We start from the raw sequence: 23,309 nt of genomic DNA, 5'->3' as shown, positions 1-23,309 counted from the left end.
TCGGCCTGACAGGCCTGGGAGATCGGCGTAATCAGCCGCACTTTTCCCTATGCGGCGGCCCTATGACGTCAATGGCATAACGCTTCTGGATTGTATGCAGGACCTGTCATAAAACAGGGGATGCAGCGTTTGCGAGCTGGGAGGATGTTCATGCGGCATTCCATGACAAGTTTCGTCAGGCCTCTTTCCTGGCCGGCGCTGTTTTTCGCGCTGCTCGGCTTTTGCCTGTCGCTGACTCCGAGCCTCATGCCGCGCGCCTGGTTCGTGCAGGGCGCGCTTTCGGGCACCTGTGCGGCTGCCGGCTATGGCTGCGGCGCCTTCCTACAATGGCTTTGGACCTATCTTGAAATCCCCCGTCTGCTGCCCGCTGCCGGACGCCTCGTCCGGTCCGTGGCACTGTTAGGCGGCGCCGCGGTCGCCACGGTATTCGTCTGGCAATCGTCCTCGTGGCAGAATTCTGTCCGCGCGCTGATGCAGCTTGCCCCGGTGACCACGGCAGAACCGTTGCTGCTGGTGCTGATGGCCGCAATCGTCTTCATCCTGTTTATTGCCATCGGTCGGCTGTTCAGGCTGATGGCGATTGGCTTTTATAACAAAAGCAGCCGGTTCATTCCGCGCCGGCTCGCCGCCGTTGCCGGAATCCTGCTGGCGATCCTGGTCTTTTCGGCTGTCGCCAATGGACTGCTGTTCCATCTGGCGCTGCGTATGGTCGACTCCTCGTTCCGTGAGGCCGATGCGTTGATCGATGACGACACGCCTGTTCCCACCGACCCGGCCAGAACGGGAAGCGCCGCATCGCTGGTCAACTGGGATGAGCTTGGCCGGCAAGGCCGCCATTTCGTCACGTCAGGCCCGACGGCGGAAGAGATCGGCGCTTTCCTGCAGTCGTCCGCACAGTCGCCGATCCGGGTTTATGTCGGCCTGAACAGTGCCGATGACGCCGAGGCACGCGCCAGCCTGGCGCTTGCCGAACTCAAGCGTCAGGGCGCCTTCGAGCGCTCCAACCTCGTCGTCATCGTGCCGACGGGTACCGGCTGGATCGATCCGGAAGCGATGGATACACTCGAATATCTGCTGCATGGCGATGTGGCCGAAGTCGCGGTGCAATATTCCTATCTCAGCAGCTGGCTGTCGCTGATGGTCGAGCCGGAATACGGGGCCGATACGGCGCGCGCCTTGTTCAGGGAAATCTATGCCTATTGGCGCACGCTGCCGCGCGATCATCGCCCGAAGCTCTATCTGCATGGGCTCAGTCTCGGGGCGCTGAATTCGCAGCTCTCCTTCAATCTCTACGATGTCTTCGCCGATCCCTTCCAGGGGGCGCTGTGGAGCGGGCCGCCCTTTGCCAGCGCCACATGGGCCCACGTGACCGCAAACCGTAATCCCGGATCGCCGGCCTGGCTGCCGCAATTCCGCGATGGCAGCATGATCCGCTTTGCCAACCAGCAGACATCTGCCGATCAGCTGGACAAGCCCTGGAGCGCCGTCCGTATTGTCTTCCTGCAATATGCCAGCGACCCTGTCACCTTCTTCGACTGGCGCGCCCTCTACCGCGAGCCGGACTGGATGAAAGGGCAAAGAGGCCCCGATGTCTCGCCGGCCTTCCGCTGGTATCCCGTCGTCACTGCCTTGCAGCTCGGCTTCGACGCGATGATCGCCACGACCTCGCCGATGGGCTACGGCCATGTCTATGCGCCGCAACACTATATCGATGCGTGGCTTGCGGTGACGGACCCGCCGGGGTGGCCGGCTGGAGAGGTGGAGCGCCTGAAGGCTCGGTTCGAGAAGACGTCGACAGGGAAGTGAGGTGTCGGCCAAGCGTTCCCGCGATGCCGGGCCGTGTGGTTTTTCCTAATGCGCTTTGTCAGCGATTGAGCATGAAGAGTTCGTATTCATTTGCGATTTCATCCTGCGACGGCTTCTTGTTGTTTTTCTTCGTCAGATCAGCCTCGATTGCCAGCCTGACATCGCGTGGAATATCCTGATATTGCACGTCGATATCGTAGCTCTGATCGTCGGTGAGTGAGTTGGCCTGATAGAGGTAGCCGTGGCTCTTTGCGGGAGTCGCCGTGCTGAAGAAAGAGCTCGGCGTGCTGATGACGATCGGGAACAACAGGCGGTTGATCATTTTCTGGATGTCGCTCTGGGTCGGGTTCTGGCCGTCGTTCTTGTCCTTGAACTCATCCATCTGATCGAGGAGTGCTGACCGGAACTGGGCGACGCGACGCGGCACGCTATAGGAGGTCGCGTAGCCGCCGTCCTGGGTGAGGAGGCCCAGCGCTTCGAGTTGGGGTTTGGCGAGTTCGAAGGCTGTGTTGATATCGAGGCTCTCGAGCCGGGCCTTGCGCTGGTCGGTCACAGCCATTTGCTGCCAGCCGGTGACTTTTTCCCAATCCTTGTCTGAGAGCTTGGAGCGGTATTCGAGGAGATCGATCTGCGAGAAGGCGGCCGGATCCCTGGCGAATTCGGTCTGCAGATCGTAGAGCGTCTGCGTATCCGTCAGCGGCTGGCCGTAGGCGCGGACCTTTTCCTTGTAGTCGCGCAGCGTGAGCAAGCCGGAGGGGCCGATCGCCTGCTGGATGTGGAGGGGCAGTTTCGTCGGGTCGAAGGTCGGGTCCGCGATCACCTGGTTATTGGCCCATTCCTGCACCTGGATGCGTCGAGCGTCGAGCGCCTTTTTCTGGGAGACCATGTAGCCGCTGAGTTGCTCTTCGGTGGCGGCGCGCAGCCCCGGGTCGGCGATGCTGTTCAGGCTCTCTTCGATCCGGCGCAAGCTCTCGGGATTGTAGTTCGGCAGGGTCGTGGTCTTCTCATCGACGGTGCCGGATGTGCGGAAGCTGACGACCTCTTTTGCTGGGTGGGCGGTGAGTGCGGTATCGCCGGCACGTCTCGGATCGGGGCCGAGCACGAGGATGTTGCCGTCCGCATCGTAACCGCGGAAGAAGCCGATGCGGCCCTTGTCGTTGCTGCTGTTGCTTCCGGCGCCTTTCTTCTGCTGCGGGCCGAGGACGACAATGTCGCCGGGGCGAGGTGTCTGCGTCGGCAGGCCGAAATGGCGGAATCTTGTGGCATCGGCGGCAGCGGTTCCAACGAGATTGGCAGGCGCCCCGGCGATACCGAGGACGGCGCCTGTGACATCGCTCAGCCACTCCCTGAGTGAAGGATCGACCGTACTGCCGGCGGCATTTTTCACGAAGCCTGCCAGTGCCGGATCGTCCTTCGCCTTGCCGGGAAAGGCGAGCGTGGCGGCAACGGTGCGGAAATCCTCGGGGCCACTCGGCTGTTGGGGTGGCGTGCGAGGGGCGGCCGACACCTGCGGGCCAGTGGTTTGAGGGCCTGTGCTTCGATTACCGGCGGTTTGCAGGGCTGCGGTCTTGCCCGCCGAAGGCTGTGCGCCAAGCGTGCGTGCTGCCCCGGTTCTGCTTCCGGCGCCATCCATTTCGAGGCCATTGCCTCTTGCGCCCGCTACGGTCGTCTGGCCGGTGTTCACGGTCTGCTGCGGGCCACCTGCGCCCACCTCGGCGTTTCCAGCCGGCGCTACTGGCGAGGCGGCGCCATTGGCATCCGGCGCGCCGGTATAGGTCGGCGGCAGGCCGGCGATGATGTCGGTGGTGTTCTGCCGCGCCTTCTCGTCGGTCACGGCGGTTCGCAGGGATTTAAGGATGGCGGTGCTGTCGGCCGGCAGCATCCTGTCGCCGGCGGCTTTGATATATTGCTCGGCCTTGATGGCACTGTCGTCGGCTATGCGCAGCGCGACGTTCTTCATCGTGTCGGAGACGTATCGGCTGCGTTCCCGGTCGAGCTTTTCCTCGCTCCAGCCGTGCATGCGGCCCTGATGCTCGATCTCGGCAACGCCCTTTTTGATCTCGGCATCGACCTTGGCAGGATCGCTATAGACGGCCACCGCATTCTCGCCCGAGGATTTGATGCTCTTCTGAGAGGTCTCGGCAAACCATGCCTTGCGCTGGTCGAATGTGTGGCGGATCGTGGTGTCCAGCAGGGTCTTCATGCTGGCGCGGCTGGTCTCTTCATAGGTGCGGGCAGCACCCGGCGTCAGGCCCTTGCCGAATTCGGCGCGCTTTTGCTCGGCGAGCTTTTCGAAGGCGGCGCGGCCTTCCACGGCGGCGCGGCCGGTCAGCGTCAGGAAGCCGCTCTTGCCGTAGAGCGCGTCACGATCCCAGTCGTTGAGCTTCGTCTGCGCATCCTTGGCGGCATTATCATTGTCGAGCTTTTCCACCTCGACCACGGCCTCGCCGAGTGTGCCCATGCCGGTTGCAAGGCCCTGCATGCCCTTGCCGATGGCGGAGCCGAATGCCTCGGCATCGGCCTTTACCGTGAAGCCCTCGGTATATTCCGGGCGCAGTGCTACGTGCTGTTGCGTATCCTGATAAGTCGGAACAGTCGGCATCAAACCCTCACTTGAAGTAACCGAGGGACTTGCCCTGCGTATAAACCTTGCCTGTGCCGCCGAGGATCGTGCCGACGGCGTCGAGATAACCGCCTTTCACAGCGGCATCAGCGCGCATGCGGTCCAGCTTGGCGCTTGCCAGCTGGTTGGTGCCCTGCACCTTGTAGCCATAGGCTTCGCGATAGGCATTGGTGCGCACATTGAGCGCATCGATTTCGCCCATCTTGGCGGTATCGACGATCGTATCCAGCGGCGAGCCGAAGGAGAGGTCGATACCGTTTGCGGCGATCGCGGCTTTCTGGCGTCCTTCCAGCTGCGCCGTCTGCAGGCGCTTCTGCTGCTCTTCCTGCTTGCCGCGCTCGATCGCGTCCTTCGCCTGCTTGTCGGCGATCTCGGCATTCATTTCGGCGACCTGGGCGTTGTATTTGTTTGCCTCGGCCGTCGCCTTCGCCTGCTGCACCTGGCCGGCAGCACCCAGCAGCGTCGAGCCCAATGTCAGCGCCAGACCAAGATCACACATCCGCGTCTCCCATTTCGAACAGGTGGAATGGATGGCCGTTGATCTCGACGGGGTCTGACAGCCGGAAGCCCAGCCATTCGAGCCAGCGGATGGAGATCGTGTTGCGCGCATCCACGAGGTTTCTGAGCAAGCGATAACGGCCCAACAGTTGAGACGGCCAATGTCTCGAAATCCGCAGGAAGCCGTGGACGTTCTTGTCCACCGCATCGGTGCCGAGCAGCCAGGGCGCGCCGATGCCGGTAAGGATGTTGAGATCGCCGACACCCCACATCACTTCCGGACGCCCATCGAAGAGGGCGGTCCAGACGTGAGAAGAGTGACGGTAGGAGAAGGAGAGCGCCGAGAGTGGCGAGCGCCCGGAGGCGGCGAATATCTCCGCGCGGTCGGCCGCGCGCATCCGTTCGGCAATCGCCCGGATGTGCCCCGGCCGCGCCGTGACAATGCAGATCTCAGCGGCCAAGGGTGACATCCGGCATGATGGAAAGGATGGTCATCGGCAGCGGATCGAACTGTTTCACCCACATGCTGCCGCTGGTGCTCCAGTCCCAATAGGGCGTGACGGTCAGATCGCCGGTATAGAGGCTGATCGCCTCGTTCCAGTTTTCGTTGCGGCGCTGCTTGTATTCCACCAGCGTGCCGCCATCCCGCTCGCCATCCTCCGGCCCCGTGAAGATGCCGCGCGTATTCTCCACCCGGAAGGTCACTTCGGAGACGGATTTCGAGCGCCCCTGCACGGTGCCGAGGCCCTGCACCTGGCCGACATCGAGATCGAGCGTCTCAATCGCCGCCGTTACCGGCAGGCCGATATGGATTTTCGATGCCGCATTCTGCAGCCGCACGGCGCCGCCGGTGACGACAAGATTGCGTACGACATTGCCGTCGGCGAGCGCCACGAGTGTTTGTCCCTCGAGATGGCCAAGGCCGGAAATGGTCGTGGCCGGCGGTCCGGAATAGGTCAGCCCGCAATCGACGAAGAAGGCATCCTGCACATCCTCGAAGGCGCGGCTGTGCAGCCGCTCGATGTAGCGCTTGCGCACGCCGTTGACGGTACGGCGCACGATGAAATAGGGCACGTCCTCGCCATCTTCCTCGATCACGGTGACATCCTCGAAGAAGGCATCATTGCCGGGGCCGCTCTCATGGCGGGTCCAGGCCCAGACATCCTGCTCCTTCATGTAGGTGAGCGAGACGAGCGCCCCGTCATCAAGCACCACCCAGACAACGGAATCCGGCGCCTGGGCATAATCCCAGGCCGATATCTCGCGGCCCTTGAAGAGATGGCGGGCAAGGATGGTCAGGTCCTTCCCGACATAGCTGTCCTGGGTATAGTCAAAGGAGAAATCGCGCACGACGCCGCCAAGGCGCTGGGCAAAAAGCACGGTATTGCCGACGACGATCGGCTGCACCTTGGCCGCACCGCGATAGCCCTGGTTATCGAGCTTGATGGCGGAGGGCGAAATCGCATCCGAGGTCGAGCCGCCGGTGACGATCCATTCGGAACCTGACGTCAGGAGCAGAAGGCCACGCACGGAGATCATCGAGCGGATCTCGTTCACCTGCCGGGCGCGGATGCGGAAGGTTACGGCGTCGCTTGCCTTGGCGGGCGAGGAGACGCCGAAATTCTCGTAATTGGCGGATTGGCTGAGCCACACGGCTTGCGGATCGTTCTGTGTGGAGGCAAAGGCCAGCCGCTGCTCGATGAAGGTCACGCAGCGCGGATAATTGCCCGCAGCATTGAAAGGGTTGCGGCCGGCCTGCGGCGTGTCGGAGAGATCGGGCGTGATATTCTCATCATCGAAGGTCAGGCCCGTCGTGCCCCCGACATAGCCGAAAATGCCGTTGTCGTCGCGGTAGACGATGTAGCGCGCAGCACCCGTGACGGCAGTCCAGGTTACGCGGTTGATGCCGCCCTGGATGGCGAGATCGTTGACCACTGAGCCGGCGTTGGAGGGTAGACTTTCCTCGCCGCTATCGGCAACGGAAGAGACGCGGTAGCGATAGGTCGTCGCCACATAGCCGGTCTTGCCTGACGTATCGCCGGGCTTGGTGACGACAGGCGTTCCCGCCGGTGGATTGATCAGCGGCTTGAACAGGACTGTCGTCAGCGTCCAGTTGTTGTCGGCCAGCCGCCCCAGCTTGCGGACGGGATGGTCGACATGGCAGAGATAGAGCACATCGGCTTCCTGCACGAAGACGAGGTTCTGCACCTGGGCGGCCGTATAGGCGCTGGCCACCTCGTAAGGGGCCGCCCCTGAGAGCACCAGCCCGCCATCGCGGAAGATGCGGATATAGAGATCGCCGAATTCGAGAATATAGGTCTGCTCGGTATTGAACTGGAAGCGGATCAGCCGCGCCCGCTTGGCGCTGTCCTTCACCTCGTTGACGAATTGCAGTCCGGCCCTGTTGGAGACGCCGCCATGCGGATGCACGAAGACATTCAGCGCCGTGCGCAGGCCGCTCTGGTATTTGGCGAGATCGACGCGGGCGCCGAGGGCGGGTGAAAGCTCGCCGCCGGTAAAAGAAGGCTGGTAGGCGCGAAAATCAGCCATGGGCGCGCACCGCGATCAGTTCGCTGACAAAATCCGCGCTCGTATGCCTGATCTGATTGGCCTCGGCCTGCTCGGCGGCCGCCTGCGTGCTCTGGGCCAGCGCCATCGCATCGGCGCGGATCTTCGGATCGCGCGTCAGCGGCATGGCAAGGCGCACGGCAAGGTGCCAGGAGAGCGTCTCGAGGAAGAGCGGCGAATATTTCGTCGGGTCGGTGAGGCGGCTGGTATAGCGCAAGAGCGCCGGCGAAAGATCGCAATAGAGACGGTCGCCCTCGAGCGCGTAGGGATACTGCATCTCGCGCCCGGCGTCATCGAGATCGGGCGTCGGCACATCGAGCGGCGCGGACGCGTCGGCCAGATAGCCCGACCTGATCCAGCGGATCTGCAGGCAATCGGCCGGGCGCGCATAGGAATGACGCCAGACGCCCGGCTTGTCATTATCGAGAGCGCCGAGCGCCACCGTCTTGCCAGCCATGGCCCAGGGGAAGGATTGCAGCAGCACATCGCGCGTCTGCGCATAGAACTGATTGCAGGCGCGCGCCTCCGCGCTCTTTTCGGTGAGATCGTTGATATTCTCCTTGCCGATATTGGAAAGGGCGAGATTGCAGATAGAGACGACGGTAGCCATGAACCAACCTCCTGGGTTTGAGCTCATGGGTAGGGTGGAGATGGTTGTGGGGGTGAAGTGGGTGGGGGGATGGACCTTGGGTAAAGACCCCGCCCCAAACCCCTCCCCACAAGGGGGAGGGGCTTAACTCGCCGCACCTTGCTGCCACATTCTCGACGTCCCGGAAGGAGCGATGCGGTGCCGCTGGGTTAGCCCCTCCCACCTGTGGGGAGGGGTTGGGGAGGGGTCTTCGAAAATGCTGCGATGATCGGGAGGATCGATATTCTCACCATTTCCATTCCCTCAGAGAATACCCACACCCGCCCCGACATGCTAAAACCCACCCACACCTATCTGCGCACGGAGCGCCGCATTGGACAGACTCGCAGCCATGGAAACCTTCGTCCGCGTGGTCGAAACCGGCTCCTTCTCGGAGGCAGCGCGGCAGATGCATGTGGGGCAGCCCGCCATCTCCAAGACCATCGCCCAGCTGGAATCCCATCTCGGTATCCAGCTCCTATTGCGCTCCACGCGCGGCCTTGCACCCACCGAAGCCGGAGAGAGCTATTACGAGCGGGCCAAGCGTACGATCGAGGAGGCCGATGAGGCCGAGCATGCAGCGCGTGGCGCCGGCGCCAGCCTTTCCGGCCGGCTGCGCGTCAGTGCAGCGCCGGCCTTCGCCAGCCTGCATATCATCCCGCATCTCGGTGAATTCCTGGGCCGCCATCCCGGCCTCGACATGGAAGTCGTGCTTGATGACGAGCGCATCGACCTGATCGAGGAGGGCATCGACATAGCCCTCAGAATGGGCGATCTGCCGGATTCTGCGCTCACCGTGCGCAAGATCGGCCAGTCGCCGCGCATCGTCGTGGCAGCACCCGCCTATATTGCCGGGCATGGCGAACCAAGCCATCCCGCCGAACTCGGCCAGCACCAGAGTGTGGTCTATGCCAAGGGTTTTGGCCGCGATGCCTGGCTCTTCCGCCAGGATGGAACGGAAGTGCCTGTCATCATGCGGGGACGCCTGCGCGTCTCGGCCGCCGAGGGCGTGCGTTCGGCGGTACTGTCGGGCATCGGCCTTGCCGTCGCCTCGGAATGGATGTTTGCGCCCGAGCTTGCCGATGGCCGCGTCAAACTGCTGCTGACGGACTGGAGCCTTGCGCCGCTCGATCTCTGGGCCGCGTTTCCGGCAGGCCGTGGTGTGAGCGCCAAGGCGCGCGCCTTCGTGGCCTTTGTCGAGGAAAAGCTCAGCGCGGCCTGAAAACGTTTTTCCATTCCCGGCAGGAATAAGTCCTAGTCGCGCCGGCTTTCTACTTCGCCCGCGCCAAAGCCCATAATTTCTGCCTCGTGTTCAACGGGCGACGGCAAGAACCGGCGCTGAGCAGAAGGAATGAGAACATGAGCAGGAAGCTGGAAAACAAGGTCGCCGTCATCACCGGCGGCAGCGCGGGCATCGGTCTCGGCGCGGCAAAACGCTTCGTCGACGAGGGCGCCAAGGTGTTCATCACTGGCCGGCGACAGAGCGAACTCGACAAGGCCGTGGCCGAGATCGGCGGCGATGTCACCGCCATTCGGGCCGATGCCGCAAGCCTTGCGGATATCGACCGTGTCTACGAGATCGTCACCCAGAAGGCCGGCCGCATCGACGTGCTCTTTGCCAATGCCGGCATTTATGAATTCGGCCCGCTCGGCGAAATCACCGAGGAGCATTTCGACAAGACCTTCAATACCAATGTGCGCGGCGTGCTCTTTGCCGTGCAGAAGGCGCTGCCGCTTCTGTCCAGGGGATCGTCTGTCATCCTCACCGGCTCGATCGCCTCGATCAAGGGCTTCCCGGCCTTCTCGGTCTATGACGCCACGAAGGCGGCGATCCGCTCGTTCGCGCGCGGATGGATCATCGATCTCAAGGGCCGCGACATCCGCATCAACGTGCTGAGCCCCGGCCACACGGAAACGCCCGGCCTCTCGACGCTCGCCGACCAGAGCGTGCGTGACATGATGAAGGCCAATGTGCCGCTGGGGCGTATGGGTACAGCGGAAGATTTGGCCAAGGCTGCGGTCTTCTTGGCGTCGGAGGACAGCAGCTATATTACGGGGATCGAGCTGTTCGTGGATGGTGGTGTGGCGCAGTTCTGAACCGCGGGATTGGGAGAGGTGAGGCGGGATGACCGCCGAACCTCCCGCATTCCCTCGTAGTGCGGGCACGAGGGATGGTTCAGGAGTGACGGGAAGCGGGGGCGCGTGCAGCCCATCAGCCGTAAGCAATCATGCTGCAGGTATATTTGCTGTAATTGCCATAGTCCGTGATCCAGCCATCGTCCTCGAATTCCGGCTTGCGCCCGGATTCGGTGATGACCTTCAGATCCTTGCCGGTGCGCTGCAGGATATTGTCGTGCACCGTCTTTGCTTTTTCCGGGAAAGTGAAACTGTAATAGAAATCCGACATGCAGCCACCGCCGGCGTTGAGAGCATAGATCGGCAGGCTGAACTGGTTGAAGCGGCTTCCGAAATATTCTCCAACCGTATTGACCACCACGGGTGGTCCTTCCTTCGAGGTGCAGGTCGCCGATATCCTGCTTTCCATGGCCTTCAGGCTTTGCCTCGTCGCGTCGGGCAGGGCGAGGTTGTTGATCAGCATTTCCTTGTTGTCGGCGTTATAGGAAAGCCCGCCTTCGCCAAAGGCGCAATCAACAGGGTCGGGGAAGAGTTTCTCCGCCCATTTGTCCACGGCAATTCTTGACGTTGGAAGAAGAGCGGCAGTCGAGAAAAGCATTGCAACCGACATGCCCTGTAAACTGAAAAGAAATGAAAGCATTTATATTCACCCCAAACCCCAGATGCAGGTTGCACGGCGGGAGCGAATTTTCAACACGAAATTTCTCTCGGAATCTCGGGAGATGAGTTGCGGTTAGCCCGCCTTGCGGCTGAGAAACAACCCCGTCTCCTTGCCCACCTCCAGCACGCCGTCGCCCGCCCGGAACGCCTCCGATATCGCTGCCCGAAACGCAGCAAGCTCGGCTTCGCTCGCCCTGTCGCCGGGCGGATAGGAGGTCAGCGCCAGGAACACGTCTTCCGGCTCTGTTATCCGCATGTGGGCCGGGTGCTCCGCCATCGTCACATTGCCGAACTGCGCCTGCATCAGCCGTTCGGCCGTCTCGTAGCCGAAAGCCGCACCGGCGGGGTCGCAGGGCGGGCTGCCGAAGGCCGTCGTCAGTTCGTACATGCCGCGCATGTTGTTCGCACCATTGGTCGTCACCGCTAGGTGACCGCCCGGTTTCAGCACGCGGTGCATTTCGGCAAGCGCCTTGGCCTGATCGGCCACGTGGTAGAGCATGTGCATGGCGATGATGGTGTCGAAAGAACCGTCTTCGAAGGGCAGGGCGGTGGCGTCGGCCTGCTGGCCGGTCACGCGGACAAAGGAGAGCGGGTGGCAGCGTTCGAGCGCTTCCTGCAGCATGCCGGGGGAGAGATCGGCGAGCGTGAGGTCGAGATTGTCGGGCAGGTCGGCGGCGACCGAAGCCCAGAACCAGCCGGGGCCGCAGCCGATATCCAGCAGGCGATCGCCGGCTTTAAGGGGAAGCTGCTGCGCCACCCAGGGAAACCAGCCGGTTTCGGCAATTGTATATTCCCGGTTCAGGCGCCCGCGCGCGGCAAGTTTCTTGCTGTCGCTATATTGCTCGGCATTGCCCGTGGTGATCGATGACATGATCGGCCTGCTCCCCTCAGCGTCGCATGGCATGAATGCGGCGGCCTATCCTGCAACTTTGCGGCGTAGCAGACAATTGCCATATCTGGTGCCATATCTGGCCTCGACCGCGACCGCACGGTTGCCGCTCTCAATCGCAGCTGCTACCTCACGCGCACGGCCATCGCCGGCCTTGAAGGAGATATTGTGAAGAGCCCCATTTTTCTCGTCATCGCGAGCGTCGTCATTCTGGTGGCGATCGCCGGCCTTGCGATCAGCTCCGCCCGACTGATCGGATTGTTCTAGATCCCTGACAGGCCGGCAGGCGCCCAGTCGCTGGTGATCCGGTGACCAAGGAGGCAAAGGCCGCAAAGCTTCAGCCCCCGTCCTGTCGGAGCGGATCTTTCAGTGTAATCACGTTGTATTGGCGATCTTTTTTTCGCAGAGGGCGCGGCTGTCGGCTAGCGGAACTTCGGCTCGCGGCGGGCGTTGTGCAGGAGTTCGCTGGCGGTCGCAAAGCAGCCGAAGAGTTGCAGCAGCCGCTTTTCCTCCTGGCTATCCAGCCGGTGCCGGCTGCAGAATTCGGTCACTGACCAGACTTTGGTAAGGGCATCGGCATCGACATGGGTTGGCTCTACGCGTTCCATTGCTGAGTCCTCCTAGGGTCCAAGATACCCATGCCATGGCAAATGGCGACTAACGAAAAAGGATTAGTCATAAACATGCTGCAGCGCAGCGCGCCTTCAAGGCCCGGAGTGGTGGTAAAATGCGCGAGAGCCTTACTGCATGCCGAAATCCTAAATCTTCGCCCGTCGACCCATTGCAGTCATGCCGCCCTGAACTAGTTTCCCCGCCTGTCGTCGCGTAGGCGGATCATACCGGTCACAAAGGTCTGTTCTTGAATCAGGATATTTCATCGCCCTCCGGGGAGGGACTGGGAGAAGAAGCGCAGCGCCTGAAAGCGCAGGTGCCTGCAGGGGCGAATGAAGCCGATGGTGCGCTTCGGGATTCCGAGGATGACGCGCAGATGCGAAGCGAGGCACGCTATCGCGCCCTGTTCGAAGCGATCGACGACGGTTTCTGTATCATCGAATTCATCGACGGTCCCGAGGGGCCGCTCAGCGACTATGTGCATATCGAGGCAAATTCCGGCTATGAGCGTCATACCGGCATTTCCGATGTCGTCGGCAAGCGGCTGCGCGAGATCGAGCCTCATAATGCCGAGCAATGGCTGAAGCTTTACGGCGGAGTGCTGGCCAGCGGGCAATCAATCCGCTTCGAGCAGCATTTTGTGGCGGCGGGCCGCTATATCGAGGTTTCATCCTCCCGCGTCGAGCCTGCCGGCCTGCGCCAGGTCTCGGTCCTGTTTCGCGACGTCACTGCGCGCAAGCTCGCCGAGGCGGCGCTGCGCGCCAGCGAAGAGATTTCGCGCGAGAATGTGCAGCGCGTAAACCTGGCACTCGCGGCCGGGGCGATTATCGGCACATGGCTCTGGGACGTTCAGACAAACCGGTTCACGGTGGATGAGGCTTTCGCTCTGGCCTTCGGCCTCGATCCGGCTCTCGGCAGCCACGGCCTCAGCCTGGAACAGGTGATCGACACGGTTCACCCTGATGACAAGGCCGGGCTTGTAACCGCGATGAACGAGGCGCTTGGTCGCGGCGGAGCCTATGCCCACCAGTATCGCACGCGCCGCGCCGATGGCCACTATTACTGGCTGGAGGCCAACGGCCGCGTCGAGCTTGCTGCCGATGGAACGCCGCTGAGCTTTCCGGGTGTGCTGCTCGATATCGAGGAACGCCGCGCTGTCGAAGCCGAGCGCGACCGGGCCGCTGCCGCGCTTCGGGGCCTGAACGATACGCTGGAACAGCGTGTGGCAGAGCGTACGGCCGAGCTGATGCGCGCCGAAGAACAGCTGCGCCACTCGCAGAAGATGGAGGCAGTCGGCCAGCTGACCGGCGGGCTCGCTCATGATTTCAACAATCTCCTGGCCGGCATTTCCGGCTCGCTGGAGCTGATGCAGACGCGACTGGCGCAGGGCCGCATCGGCGATCTCGACCGTTATCTGACCGCCGCGCAGGGTGCAGCCAAGCGGGCGGCGGGCCTGACGCAGCGCCTGCTTGCTTTCTCGCGTCGCCAGACGCTCGATCCGAAACCGGCCGTCATCAACCGGCTGGTTTCTGGCATGCAGGATCTGATCGCCCGTAGCGTCGGTCCGACGATCGCGGTCGAGACAGCCCTTGCCGGCGGCCTCTGGGCCACCTTCGTCGATACCGGGCAGCTGGAAAACGCGCTGCTCAATCTTTGCCTCAATGCCCGCGACGCCATGCCGGAAGGCGGCAAGCTCACCGTCGAAACGGCCAATCGCTGGTTCGACGAGCGTGCAGCGCGCCAGCGGGGGCTCGCTCCCGGCCAGTATGTCTCGCTCTGCGTCAGCGATACCGGCACCGGAATGGCGCCCGATATTATCGAGCGCGCCTTCGATCCGTTTTTCACCACCAAGCCGATCGGCCAGGGGACGGGTCTCGGCCTTTCCATGGTGCATGGCTTTGCGGGGCAGTCTGGTGGCACGGCGCGCATCTATTCCGAGCTCGGCAAGGGCACGATGATCTGCATCTATCTGCCCCGCCATCTCGGCGAGGACAAGCACGAGGATGAGGTGGCCGACACCGTGACGGAGCCGCTTTCCGCCGGTTCAGAATCCATTCTCGTCGTCGATGACGATCCGCTGGTGCGCATGGTGGCTGTCGAAATCCTTCAGGAACTCGGCTACCGGGTGCTGGAGGCCGGAGATGGATCTTCGGCGATGCGCATCATCAATACCGGTCAGCCGATCGATCTCCTGATAACGGATGTCGGCTTGCCCGGCGGCATGAACGGCCGCCAGCTTGCTGACGCCGTGCGCTTCAGCCGCCCGGATCTGCGCGTGCTGTTCATCACAGGCTATGCGGAGAATGCGGTGCTGAACCACGGCCATCTGGACCATGGCATGCAGGTGATGACGAAGCCGTTCCTGAGCGATGCGTTCGGGCGGCGAGTGAAGGATCTGCTGGGGAAGTAGGGCAGCGATCTTGCCGTCGGAATGAGGAAGGTTGGGTTGGCGCCCGGAGCCCCCTCATCCGGCCCTTCGGGCCACCTTCTCCCCGATGGGTAGAAGGGGGAGCCGCCGGTACGATCTGCGGAGAGACACGATACCTCGATGCGCAGGACGCAGCCGCGACACCCCTTCGCCCCAACGGGGAGAAGGTGGCCCGAAGGGCCGGATGAGGGGGCCACGGGCACTGCGTGCACCTTCCGCTGTTCCTGTAGCAAACACACAGGGATGGCGGGAGCGGAGGTCAGCCGCCTACCCAAGGCAGATCGCAGATCGAACCCGGAAAAATCGCGCTACACCCGCCCCGCCAGCGCCAGATAGGCTGAAATCGTCAGCACCGAAAGCACGGTCGAGGCAAGCACGACACGGCCCGTCAGGCTTGCCTCGCGGCCGTAGAATTCCGCCAGCATGAAGGGGCCGGTGCCGGTCGGCAGGGCCGCGAGCAGCACGGCGGTGTGGGTTGCTGTCGGCGGCAGGTTGAGGAGGGGCGCGGCGATGACCCAGGTGACGGCGGGCTGGGCAACCAGCTTCAGGCCGACGATTATGCTTGTCGTCGTTGCGCGGGCGCTGGTTTCACCGGCCCTGGTGCCGGCCAGAAACAGGCCGAGTGCGATCAGCGCGCAGGGCGAGGCGGCGCCGCCGAGCAGCTTCAGGAAGGCATGAACGGGAGCGGGGAGCGTCACACCCGAAAACATCACCAGCGCGCCGAGGGCGGGCGCGACGAGCAGCGGGTTTTTCGCAAGCGAGCGGGCCGTCTTGATGGCGATGTCGCGCCGCCGGGTCTCCGATTGCAGCCCGCCTTCGATGAGGATGATGGCGACGGCGAAGAGCACGCAGACGGTGAGGATGGTGGAGATCAGCACCGGCGCCATGCCGGTGTCGCCGACCAGTGACAGGACCAGCGGAAAGCCGATGAAACCGGTATTGGCATAGCTGGCATTCAGCCCGTCGATCGCCGCATCGGCGAGATGCCGGCCCTTGGCGATGCGCCAGAAGAGCGTGGCGCAGAAGATGACGGCGCAGCCTGCTGTAAATGCCGTCATGAAGCCCGGCTGCCAGATCTCGGCGGGTTTGGCATTGGCCATGATATCGAAGAGCAGCGCGGGCAAGGCGAGATAGACGACCAGCCGGTTGACCTCGCGCGTGGCATTTTCACTGAGCGCCCCGGTCTTGCGGGCGATCCAGCCGGCGAGGATGAGGGCAAAGATCGGCAGCACAATCGAAAGGTTCGTCAGCATCAGATGTAGCTCGGGGCGGGTCTTGCTTGAGGGCGATCCTTGCCTAGCGTGCGGGATCAAGATAATCCAATGTCATCTTGAGCACTGATTGATACTTTTGAGGTATCGAATGGACACGCGCCATATGCGCTATTTCGTGGCGCTCGCCGAAACCCTGCATTTCGGCCATGCGGCCCAGCGCATGAACATGAGCCAGCCGCCCTTCAGCCGGCAGATATCGGCCATCGAAAAGACGCTTGGCGTGCAGCTCTTCGAGCGTAATTCACGCAATGTCGCGCTCACACCCGCCGGTCAGCATTTCCTCGCCGATTGCCGCGCCGTGCTCGAAGGCTTCGATGCCGCCTGCCGCGATGTGCAGCTGGTTGCGAGCGGCATGAAGGGCGAGCTGAAGCTCGGCTTCATGATGCATGCCGCCCACAGCGTCATTCCAACACTCGTGCGGCTTTATTCGCGGGCACGTCCGGATGTGCGCCTGATCCTGGAGGAGCGCATACCCACCGATATCGAGGAGATGCTCACCGAAGGCAAACTCGATGCCGCCGTCACTTTCAGCGGTGGTCCCGCACCGCATTTGCGCACGCTACTGCTTGCCCGCGACCGGCTGTGCCTGATCGTGCCATCAGACCATCCGCTGGCTGAGGCCGAAACCATCGGGCCGCAGTCGCTTTCGGGTGAAAAATTGATCGCCGCGCCCGCAAGCGTGGCGCCAACACTACGCTCGGCGATCGGCCTCTATTGCGCTGATGGCGGCGTCATCCCGCATTTCGCCTTCGAACCGCGCCTGCAGCACACGATCATCCGGCTGGTGCAGGAGGGGCTGGGGGTGGCGCTGATCCCGCAATCGCTTTGCGATGATCTGGCCGAGGGCGTGATATCGCGGAGGCTCGATGATGCGCCGGAATTCGATGTCGTGCTCTGCGCGCCCCGCGCCGCCAGGAACCCGGCCGTGCCGCAGTTGTTCGAGATCGCGGGCCACACGGGCAGTGATGGGAACAAGGCCGGCTGAGGCGGCAGGCCGAGGACATCTGAAAGAAGAGCTCAGAGGCTTTCGGCGGCAACTTCGAAATGCATGCCGTCTTTCGTGGTGAAATAACCGCCCCAGTAAAATCCATTGGCATGGGCAATCGCCACCATCTCGCGCACGCAGCCGCGGTCTCCCATCAATGCGGGTATGGTTCCGCGCGCGTTCCACGTCGCGTTGATGTCGAAGGCGGTTCCCCAGGCGTGATTGGATAAATTCTCCGGAACAGCTTTCGTCTTGCCCCGCTTCAGGCGGGCGTTGAAACTGCCGTCGAAGGTCAGGATCCGGTTTGCCAGCCCGGCCGCGGCCCATTCAGAGAAAAGCTTGGCGAGCCGCGTCGTGTGGTTCTTGTGGAAACGGATGCGTCCGTCGGTTTTCGTGACGCCCGAATCCAGGGGAATGACGCAATCTTTGAGCTCCGGAATGTTCACAGTCGTTATATTGCTCGCCTCGAAACCGTTGGTGATCGTGATGTGCTCCGGATTGCCGGAAACCGGGCTATGATTGAACTTTATGACACCGCATTTGGACTGCATGTCCGCAGCGCTTGGCGATGACAGGCCCGGCTTCTTCTTTGGCCAGTCGATACCCTTTTTTGCCGGGTCCGGATCGAAATCGGGTTTGATATCGGCATGCGCTTCGGAAATCGCGAAACATTGGTCGTCAAATGTCGGACTTTCCGGAAGCCCGAACTTCCTCCGGAAGCGGATGACCTCTTCCTTGGTTTTCCCGCCGTAGGAGCCGTCCGTGCCCAAGGACGCCGATAGCTCCTGATTGAGATATTCCTGAAGGCGGCGGACGTCGTTGCCGAACGCGCCGACGGACAAAATGTAAGCCATGCCTTTCCCCTCCCGATGGCACTTGCCTTGCCGGATCAAACACTGGCGAAACTCAGAATTTCACATCGATGGCCGGAAAGAAGGCGTCCTTGGGTGGATCCTTGTCGGCGCAGGCCACTCCCTTGATCATCGCGCCGCCGCTGTCACTGAGGATTTCGCCCTCGTGATCGTTCCAGACCATGATCGCTTCCGGCGTCATTCCCGAGAAATCCGCATCGGGACCCGGTGTCACGCGGCCATCGGCATTTCCGTCCCACCAGAAAAGCTTGGGCGGAGGATTGCCGCCATCGGGTTCGGAGCCGGCAAGCACGAGATAGCGGTTGCCGACACGCTCAATGTCACGCACGCCGCGGCCGGTCGTTCCCGGTCCATCGGAAAGGTCCATCGTGACGACCTGGGTAATTATGGGAGAGCCCGTGTCCCCGGTGCCCAGCTTGACCAGCGGCATCGGATTGGCGAGCTCGAGCACGATGGCGCGATTATCGGGCACGGGTCCGCGCAGGCCGATCAGGAGATGTCCTTCCGGTGTCGCCGCCAGGCCCTCGATGTTGACGTGGGTCTTTAAATCATCCTCGCTGAGCTTCAGCGCTGCGGCCATATCCGCGCGAAGATTGCGGTAGACCTCGCCGGAACCGGACAATGTCCCGTCGGCCGATACGGTCGTTGCAAACAGTTCCTTGCGCTTTTTCTTGTCTTCGCCGCTGCTGTTCAGCGAATGGGATGTGAGCCAGAATATGGTGTCGCCGATGCGAGCGGCGCCTTCGATGTCGGTGACATCGTCGACCGGGAACTTCGCCACCGGCTCAGGCTTCCCCCGCTCATAGATCATGATCGCGGAGAAATCATCGCTCGCGACGGCCATATGCGACTTGTCGACCATAGCTGCGGCCGAGGCCTCGCAAATGCCTTGATATGGATGGTTCGCCGCATTGGCCGCCAATGGGCCAAGGAAGGATGAAAATGCGGCCAAGAGGATCACGCGGCTCTTATTGCTCATGCGACAAGCCCCCGTTTCGATGTCCAGCCTCCCGGTGGGGTGGCATTTTACAATTAAACTATCGCGGAAGGTGCCGGTCAAGATAATTTTTAATAATTAATCTTGCTATACTTTCGCTGCGCGGTCGGAAAACTTTAGGTCAATCTATAGATTTTTGAACACCTCGGCAGTCGCAAATAAAAACCCTCCATTCGAGCTTGTTTGCAATACGTCCGGACTGGAAAATCTTATCGGCATTGCGCGAGGCGTTGTATTGGCAATGCCTGTTGCTGGCCGCATTGCGGAGTGATCCTGATGGACGGCGCGGTCCGGGCAGGGGCGTCCTTTCTACTGCAATAGCCGCAGCCTGCGCCCCTCAGCCGCCGCCTGGCCCCTCGATTTCGCATTCAGCTTGGCGAGGATCGAGGAGATGTGGTGATCGACGGTTTTGGCCGAGACGAACAGGCGCGCGCCGATCTCGGCATTGGAGCGGCCCTCGTCGATCAGCCGCAGCACGTCCATTTCGCGTGTCGTGAGGCCGGCGGCGTTGGCCTGGGTGCTGGCGCGGGGGCCGCGCGTCGCAAGCCGGCCGCCGCGCTTGCGGATCAGTTCCTTCGCGTTGGTGACGACGGCAGTGGCGCCGAGGGCCTCCAGCGTCGCCAGGGCCCGGTAGAGCGCGTCATTGTCGCCGTCGAGCAAGGCGAGGGCGGTGAGATAGGGCGCGCGGCGGTCGGTCCAGATATCGGCAGCCTCCTGCCATCGGCCTCTCAGCGTGGCGATCACGGCTGCGTCGCCATCGTCGCCGTCAGGCGCAAGGCCGGTTTCTTCGAGAATATGCGCCCAGAAGCCGATCATCGAGCCGGCGGCATCGTCGCTGCAGAGGGAAGCGGCCTGCCGCAGGCCGGCAAGCGCTTCCTCCCGGTCGCAGAGGCCGAGCCAGGCGCGCTCGGCCACCAATGCGGCATGGGCGGACAGGCGCTGGAACTCGAAGGTGTTTTCGAGGAATTTCGCCATTTCCTGCAAGAGCTCGTCCGATGGTTCGCCGCGCCGCGTTTTCAGCGTCGCCAGCGCCACGAGCGAGGGGTAGCGGCATAGCGCCGGGGCGTTCTGGTTGTCGACCACGGCTTGCGCCGCGGCCGTTGCTTCGTCCCAGCGGCCGAGGACGGTCAGCAGTTCCGCAAGCTCGCCGCGCATGTAGTCGCGCCATGTATCGAGGTCATGCTCGATGCAATAGGCGATGCCCCGCGTCAGCACATCCTCGGCGGCATCAAATGCGTGGAGCCGGATTTCCACCCAGGCGCGGTTGGTGAAGGCACGGGCAGCATGTTCCTGGAAGCCGTGGTCGAGAGCGATCGCCAGCGCCTGATCGAGCGTTTGGCGGGCACGGTCCGGCTCGCGCCAGCAGATGGCGGTGCCGACATTGTTCAGCGCATGGCAGAGGACCTCGGGCCTGGCGATGTCGTCCGATGTCACCAGCGCGATCGCGCGCTCGCCGTAAAGTGTGGCGGTTTCGGCGTCACCGGCCAGCATGCCGAGCTGCGACAGGTTGGAATAGCCCATGGCGAGTTCGGCGGGGCTTGCTGCCTGCTCCAGCACGTCAACCGCCTCGCGGCCGAAGGCATCGGCGCCCTTGCGGTCTCCGGCAAGATAGCTCAGCCGCGACAGCCAGCGCAGGTTGTCGCCGACATGCCTGATGTCGCCGAGCGCGCGGTAGAGCGCAAGCGCGCTTGTCTGGGCGGCAATGGCCCGTTCCATCTGGCCGGTCAGGTGGCATTCGAAGGCATAGCCCTCGTAGAGGCAGGCGCGGGTGGCATCGCTCAGGTCGCCGGCATGGGCAAGCGCCAGCTCGTAATGGCGCATCGCCTGCCGGTGGGCGCCGAGCCTGCCGGCATCGGCCGCAGCCTTCGGGGCGAGCTCGGAGATCGCGCTCATGTCCTGCGCTTCGTTGGCATGGTGGACCATGCGCGCGACCGAGGCCTCCGGCCGGTCGCGGAAATAGGCGAGCGCCTTTTCATGCAGCGCCCGGCGGCGCAGCGGCGGCAGCGATTGCTCGATGGCCTGCCTGGCGATCTCATGGCGGAACATGAGGAGGTTGCTGCCCTTGCCACCGGCTGGCACCAGAAGCCCGCAGGCGGTGCAGGCCTCGAGCGAGGCGCGGGCGGTGCTGCCGCAGATCGACTCGATCAGTTCGGGCGCAAAGGCATCGGGCGAGGTTGAGGCCGCCCAGAGCGCTTCCCTGTCATGCTCGTCAAGGATATCGGCGCGCGCCAGCACGGCATCGCGGATGGTTGTCGGCAGCTGGTCGCGGCTGAATGGAGGCAGGCTGTCGCTGCCGGCGCAATCCACGAGCTCGCTGACGAAATAGGCGTTGCCGCCGGTGGCGCTGAAGATCGCTTCGCCATCGAGGCCCTTGCTGTCGGCAAGCTCCAGCACGGCGGCCTTCGACAGCGGCGGGACGGTGATGCGCAGCCAGTGGGCGGGCGGAATATCGGCCAGCAGCCGCCTGAGCCGCGTCTGGCCCGGCGTATCGTCATTCCGCGCTGTTGCGACCAGCAGCAGGCAGGTGTGGCGGATGCGCCGGCCGATATAGCGGATGAGGTTCAGCGTGGCGTCATCGGCCCAGTGAATATCCTCGATGACGAGCAAGGTCGGCCGGCCGCCATCGGTCAGTAGATCGAGCACTTCGGAGAAAAGGGCGATCCAGTTGCCGCCCGTGACCCTTGTCAGCGACCAGCGGGCTTGCCGGGCAATATCGCGCCAGGGGCCGAGCGGCTCGGCCGTGCCGAAATTCTCGCAGGCGCCGGAGAGAACGCGGGTATCCTCGGGCACGGCGCCGGCGAAGGCTGCGGCAAGGGAGGATTTTCCCGCACCCGCTTCCCCTTCCAGAAGCACGACCCTGCCACTGCCGTCGGCGGCTTCGCGCAACAACGACTGAAGATGATCGAGATTGGGGGCGCGCTCGATTAGCCGCATGGCGGATTATTGCCAGCATCGTCGGCGGCTGGGAATAGGGGAGCGTGTCAAAATAGGGCGGCGAGCGCCAGAAAATGGGGAGATATCCCGATGCGCCGACCCCGGCATAGGCCTAGCGTCCGTTTCGTCAACATGGATGCGAACAGGAGGTCGCCATGCCCAGATATCTTATCGAACGCAATATTCCCGGCGCAAGCAAGCTCACCTCGGAAGACCTGTGCAACATTTCCGCCAAGTCGAACCAGGTCGTCGAGGGCCTCGACCGGCCCTATACCTGGATTACCAGCTATGTCGCCGGCGACAAGATCTACTGCGTGCATGAGGCCGACAGCGCTGAAACCGTCTACCGCCACGCCCGCGAAGGCGGCTTCCCGGCCGATCTTGTGAGCGAGATCGCCTCGGAGTTCGGTCCCCAGACGGCCCGGCAGACCATGCGCGCATGAGTTACCCCGCCGGCTGCAACGCGAGGGGCGGCGGCCGGCGCTTACCTCGTTCCCTCCTCGGGCAAGACCGGGGAGGGAATGGGGGGATGAAGGTGCAACAGAAGGAGCTGCATTCGACACCGCCACCCTGTTTCCTCGTGCTGGCACGAGAGATCTCAAAGCGACCAGCCTGCCCAAGTCCTTGGCCAGGAAAGATTTTTTTCCACTCCCATGGTAGATGAGTCTCTCGCCGCGCTGGCGCGCCGCTGCCGGATCTCTTTGACAGCTCTCGTGCCCGCATGAGGAAACAGGAATGGGGAGGTTCGAGCCTGCACTGTCACGCAAGTCAGCCCCTTGCCACTTCACCGCAGCTCGCGTTATAGATCAAACCGATGGGGATGGAGTGCCCCCGAAACCGCCCACAAGGCTGATGACTCCTACCGTGTTTAGCCGCGGTGGGAATCTGTCCGGAGCCCGCCGCAAGGCGGGTTTTTTATTGCCCGCCCTGATGTTTTGGAGCGAGCATGTCCTTCTATACCTGCCTTATCGTCATGGCCGGCGGTGCCCTCGGCACCTTCGCGCGTTACGCCGTATCCGTCCTCGCCATGCCCATCAGCCGCGATCTGCCCTGGGGCACCGTTATCATAAATGTCACGGGCTCGCTGATCATCGGCCTGTTCAGCACGCTGACGCTCGCCAATGGCCGTTTTCCGGTCTCCGACAATATGCGCCTCTTCGTGATGATCGGCCTCTGCGGCGGCTACACCACCTTCTCTTCCTTCAGCCTGCAGACGCTCGACCTGCTGCGCTCGGGCGCCACGGTGCGGGCCTGCATCAATGTCGCGGCCTCCGTCGTGCTCTGCATCGGGGCGGTGGCGGTCGGACATCTGATCGCCACGCGGATCAATAGCGGGGTGGCGCAAGTGGCGCAGGCGGCGATCGAGGAGCAGGCTTGAGGCGGGGCAGGGACGTCTGCC

General features: G+C 62.9%; 19 protein-coding genes and 1 riboswitch. Of the genes, 7 read left to right on the top strand and 12 right to left on the bottom strand.

Going from position 1 to position 23,309, the window contains the following annotated elements:
• Nucleotides 1-150 precede the first annotated feature (150 nt).
• Nucleotides 151-1,806: an alpha/beta hydrolase gene (locus FHX06_RS00680; RefSeq protein ID WP_183877662.1), complete on the top strand. Its 1,656-nt coding sequence runs from the start codon at nucleotides 151-153 to the stop codon at nucleotides 1,804-1,806.
• Nucleotides 1,807-1,864: 58 nt separating this feature from the next.
• On the opposite strand, the gene FHX06_RS00675 is transcribed toward FHX06_RS00680, so the two are convergent.
• The 5 genes from FHX06_RS00675 to FHX06_RS00655 are packed head-to-tail and all read right to left on the bottom strand — an operon-like array spanning nucleotide 1,865 to nucleotide 8,105.
• Nucleotides 1,865-4,408 (bottom strand): hypothetical protein, encoded by a 2,544-nt coding sequence (locus tag FHX06_RS00675; RefSeq protein WP_183877661.1) that lies wholly within the window; start codon nucleotides 4,406-4,408, stop codon nucleotides 1,865-1,867.
• A gap of 7 nt (nucleotides 4,409-4,415) precedes the next feature.
• Nucleotides 4,416-4,928 carry a hypothetical protein gene (locus FHX06_RS00670; protein WP_113015279.1) on the bottom strand — a complete coding sequence of 171 codons (513 nt, stop codon included), beginning with the start codon at nucleotides 4,926-4,928 and terminating at the stop codon, nucleotides 4,416-4,418.
• Nucleotides 4,921-5,397: a hypothetical protein gene (locus tag FHX06_RS00665; protein WP_113210559.1), complete on the bottom strand. Its 477-nt coding sequence runs from the start codon at nucleotides 5,395-5,397 to the stop codon at nucleotides 4,921-4,923. Before FHX06_RS00665 ends, FHX06_RS00670 begins: the two co-directional genes overlap by 8 nt.
• Nucleotides 5,378-7,477 carry a hypothetical protein gene (locus FHX06_RS00660; RefSeq protein WP_183877660.1) on the bottom strand — a complete coding sequence of 700 codons (2,100 nt, stop codon included), beginning with the start codon at nucleotides 7,475-7,477 and terminating at the stop codon, nucleotides 5,378-5,380. Before FHX06_RS00660 ends, FHX06_RS00665 begins: the two co-directional genes overlap by 20 nt.
• Nucleotides 7,470-8,105: a hypothetical protein gene (locus FHX06_RS00655; protein WP_113210561.1), complete on the bottom strand. Its 636-nt coding sequence runs from the start codon at nucleotides 8,103-8,105 to the stop codon at nucleotides 7,470-7,472. Before FHX06_RS00655 ends, FHX06_RS00660 begins: the two co-directional genes overlap by 8 nt.
• 352 nt (nucleotides 8,106-8,457) lie before the next feature.
• Here FHX06_RS00655 and FHX06_RS00650 point away from each other — a divergent pair, with 352 nt between their 5' ends.
• The gene (locus tag FHX06_RS00650) at nucleotides 8,458-9,345 is read left to right on the top strand and encodes a LysR family transcriptional regulator (protein WP_113212386.1); all 888 of its coding nucleotides are present in this window, start codon (nucleotides 8,458-8,460) and stop codon (nucleotides 9,343-9,345) included.
• 137 nt (nucleotides 9,346-9,482) lie between these two features.
• Complete coding sequence (locus FHX06_RS00645; RefSeq protein ID WP_183877659.1) at nucleotides 9,483-10,220, top strand: SDR family oxidoreductase; 738 nt, start codon at nucleotides 9,483-9,485, stop codon at nucleotides 10,218-10,220.
• A 115-nt stretch (nucleotides 10,221-10,335) separates the two neighbouring features.
• Here the strand turns inward: FHX06_RS00645 and FHX06_RS00640 are convergent, their stop codons facing one another.
• From FHX06_RS00640 to FHX06_RS00630, 3 genes are all read right to left on the bottom strand, one after another.
• Nucleotides 10,336-10,812, bottom strand: a complete 477-nt coding sequence (locus tag FHX06_RS00640) for a hypothetical protein (RefSeq protein WP_312866377.1) — start codon at nucleotides 10,810-10,812, stop codon at nucleotides 10,336-10,338.
• A gap of 180 nt (nucleotides 10,813-10,992) precedes the next feature.
• Nucleotides 10,993-11,790: a class I SAM-dependent methyltransferase gene (locus FHX06_RS00635; protein ID WP_183877658.1), complete on the bottom strand. Its 798-nt coding sequence runs from the start codon at nucleotides 11,788-11,790 to the stop codon at nucleotides 10,993-10,995.
• A 440-nt stretch (nucleotides 11,791-12,230) separates the two neighbouring features.
• The gene (locus FHX06_RS00630) at nucleotides 12,231-12,416 is read right to left on the bottom strand and encodes a hypothetical protein (RefSeq protein ID WP_018115767.1); all 186 of its coding nucleotides are present in this window, start codon (nucleotides 12,414-12,416) and stop codon (nucleotides 12,231-12,233) included.
• Between the two features lie 380 nt (nucleotides 12,417-12,796).
• Between FHX06_RS00630 and FHX06_RS00625 the strand changes: the two genes are divergently transcribed.
• Nucleotides 12,797-14,830, top strand: a complete 2,034-nt coding sequence (locus FHX06_RS00625; RefSeq protein ID WP_113115980.1) for a hybrid sensor histidine kinase/response regulator — start codon at nucleotides 12,797-12,799, stop codon at nucleotides 14,828-14,830.
• 326 nt (nucleotides 14,831-15,156) lie between these two features.
• On the opposite strand, the gene FHX06_RS00620 is transcribed toward FHX06_RS00625, so the two are convergent.
• Nucleotides 15,157-16,101: an AEC family transporter gene (locus tag FHX06_RS00620; protein WP_183877657.1), complete on the bottom strand. Its 945-nt coding sequence runs from the start codon at nucleotides 16,099-16,101 to the stop codon at nucleotides 15,157-15,159.
• Between the two features lie 109 nt (nucleotides 16,102-16,210).
• Here FHX06_RS00620 and FHX06_RS00615 point away from each other — a divergent pair, with 109 nt between their 5' ends.
• Nucleotides 16,211-17,107 (top strand): LysR family transcriptional regulator, encoded by an 897-nt coding sequence (locus tag FHX06_RS00615; protein ID WP_183877656.1) that lies wholly within the window; start codon nucleotides 16,211-16,213, stop codon nucleotides 17,105-17,107.
• Between the two features lie 32 nt (nucleotides 17,108-17,139).
• Here the strand turns inward: FHX06_RS00615 and FHX06_RS00610 are convergent, their stop codons facing one another.
• From FHX06_RS00610 to FHX06_RS00600, 3 genes are all read right to left on the bottom strand, one after another.
• Entirely contained in the window at nucleotides 17,140-17,961 is an 822-nt protein-coding gene (locus FHX06_RS00610) for a M15 family metallopeptidase (RefSeq protein ID WP_183877655.1), read from the bottom strand.
• A gap of 52 nt (nucleotides 17,962-18,013) precedes the next feature.
• Entirely contained in the window at nucleotides 18,014-18,958 is a 945-nt protein-coding gene (locus FHX06_RS00605) for a DUF3616 domain-containing protein (RefSeq protein WP_183877654.1), read from the bottom strand.
• A gap of 327 nt (nucleotides 18,959-19,285) precedes the next feature.
• A complete protein-coding gene (locus FHX06_RS00600; RefSeq protein WP_183877653.1) occupies nucleotides 19,286-21,910 on the bottom strand; it encodes an ATP-binding protein in 2,625 nt (874 codons plus the stop codon).
• Between the two features lie 155 nt (nucleotides 21,911-22,065).
• On the opposite strand from FHX06_RS00600, the gene FHX06_RS00595 reads away from it, so the two are divergent.
• Nucleotides 22,066-22,353, top strand: a complete 288-nt coding sequence (locus FHX06_RS00595) for a DUF4242 domain-containing protein (RefSeq protein ID WP_018115774.1) — start codon at nucleotides 22,066-22,068, stop codon at nucleotides 22,351-22,353.
• A gap of 364 nt (nucleotides 22,354-22,717) precedes the next feature.
• Nucleotides 22,718-22,779, top strand: a riboswitch (Fluoride riboswitch).
• 77 nt (nucleotides 22,780-22,856) lie between these two features.
• A complete protein-coding gene (crcB, locus tag FHX06_RS00590) occupies nucleotides 22,857-23,288 on the top strand; it encodes a fluoride efflux transporter CrcB (protein ID WP_183877652.1) in 432 nt (143 codons plus the stop codon).
• Nucleotides 23,289-23,309: the final 21 nt, after the last annotated feature.

Origin of the sequence: Rhizobium sp. BK512, from assembly GCF_014194915.1 — a bacterium.
Classification (GTDB): domain Bacteria; phylum Pseudomonadota; class Alphaproteobacteria; order Rhizobiales; family Rhizobiaceae; genus Rhizobium.
This window is presented reverse-complemented; position numbering and strand designations above follow the sequence as displayed.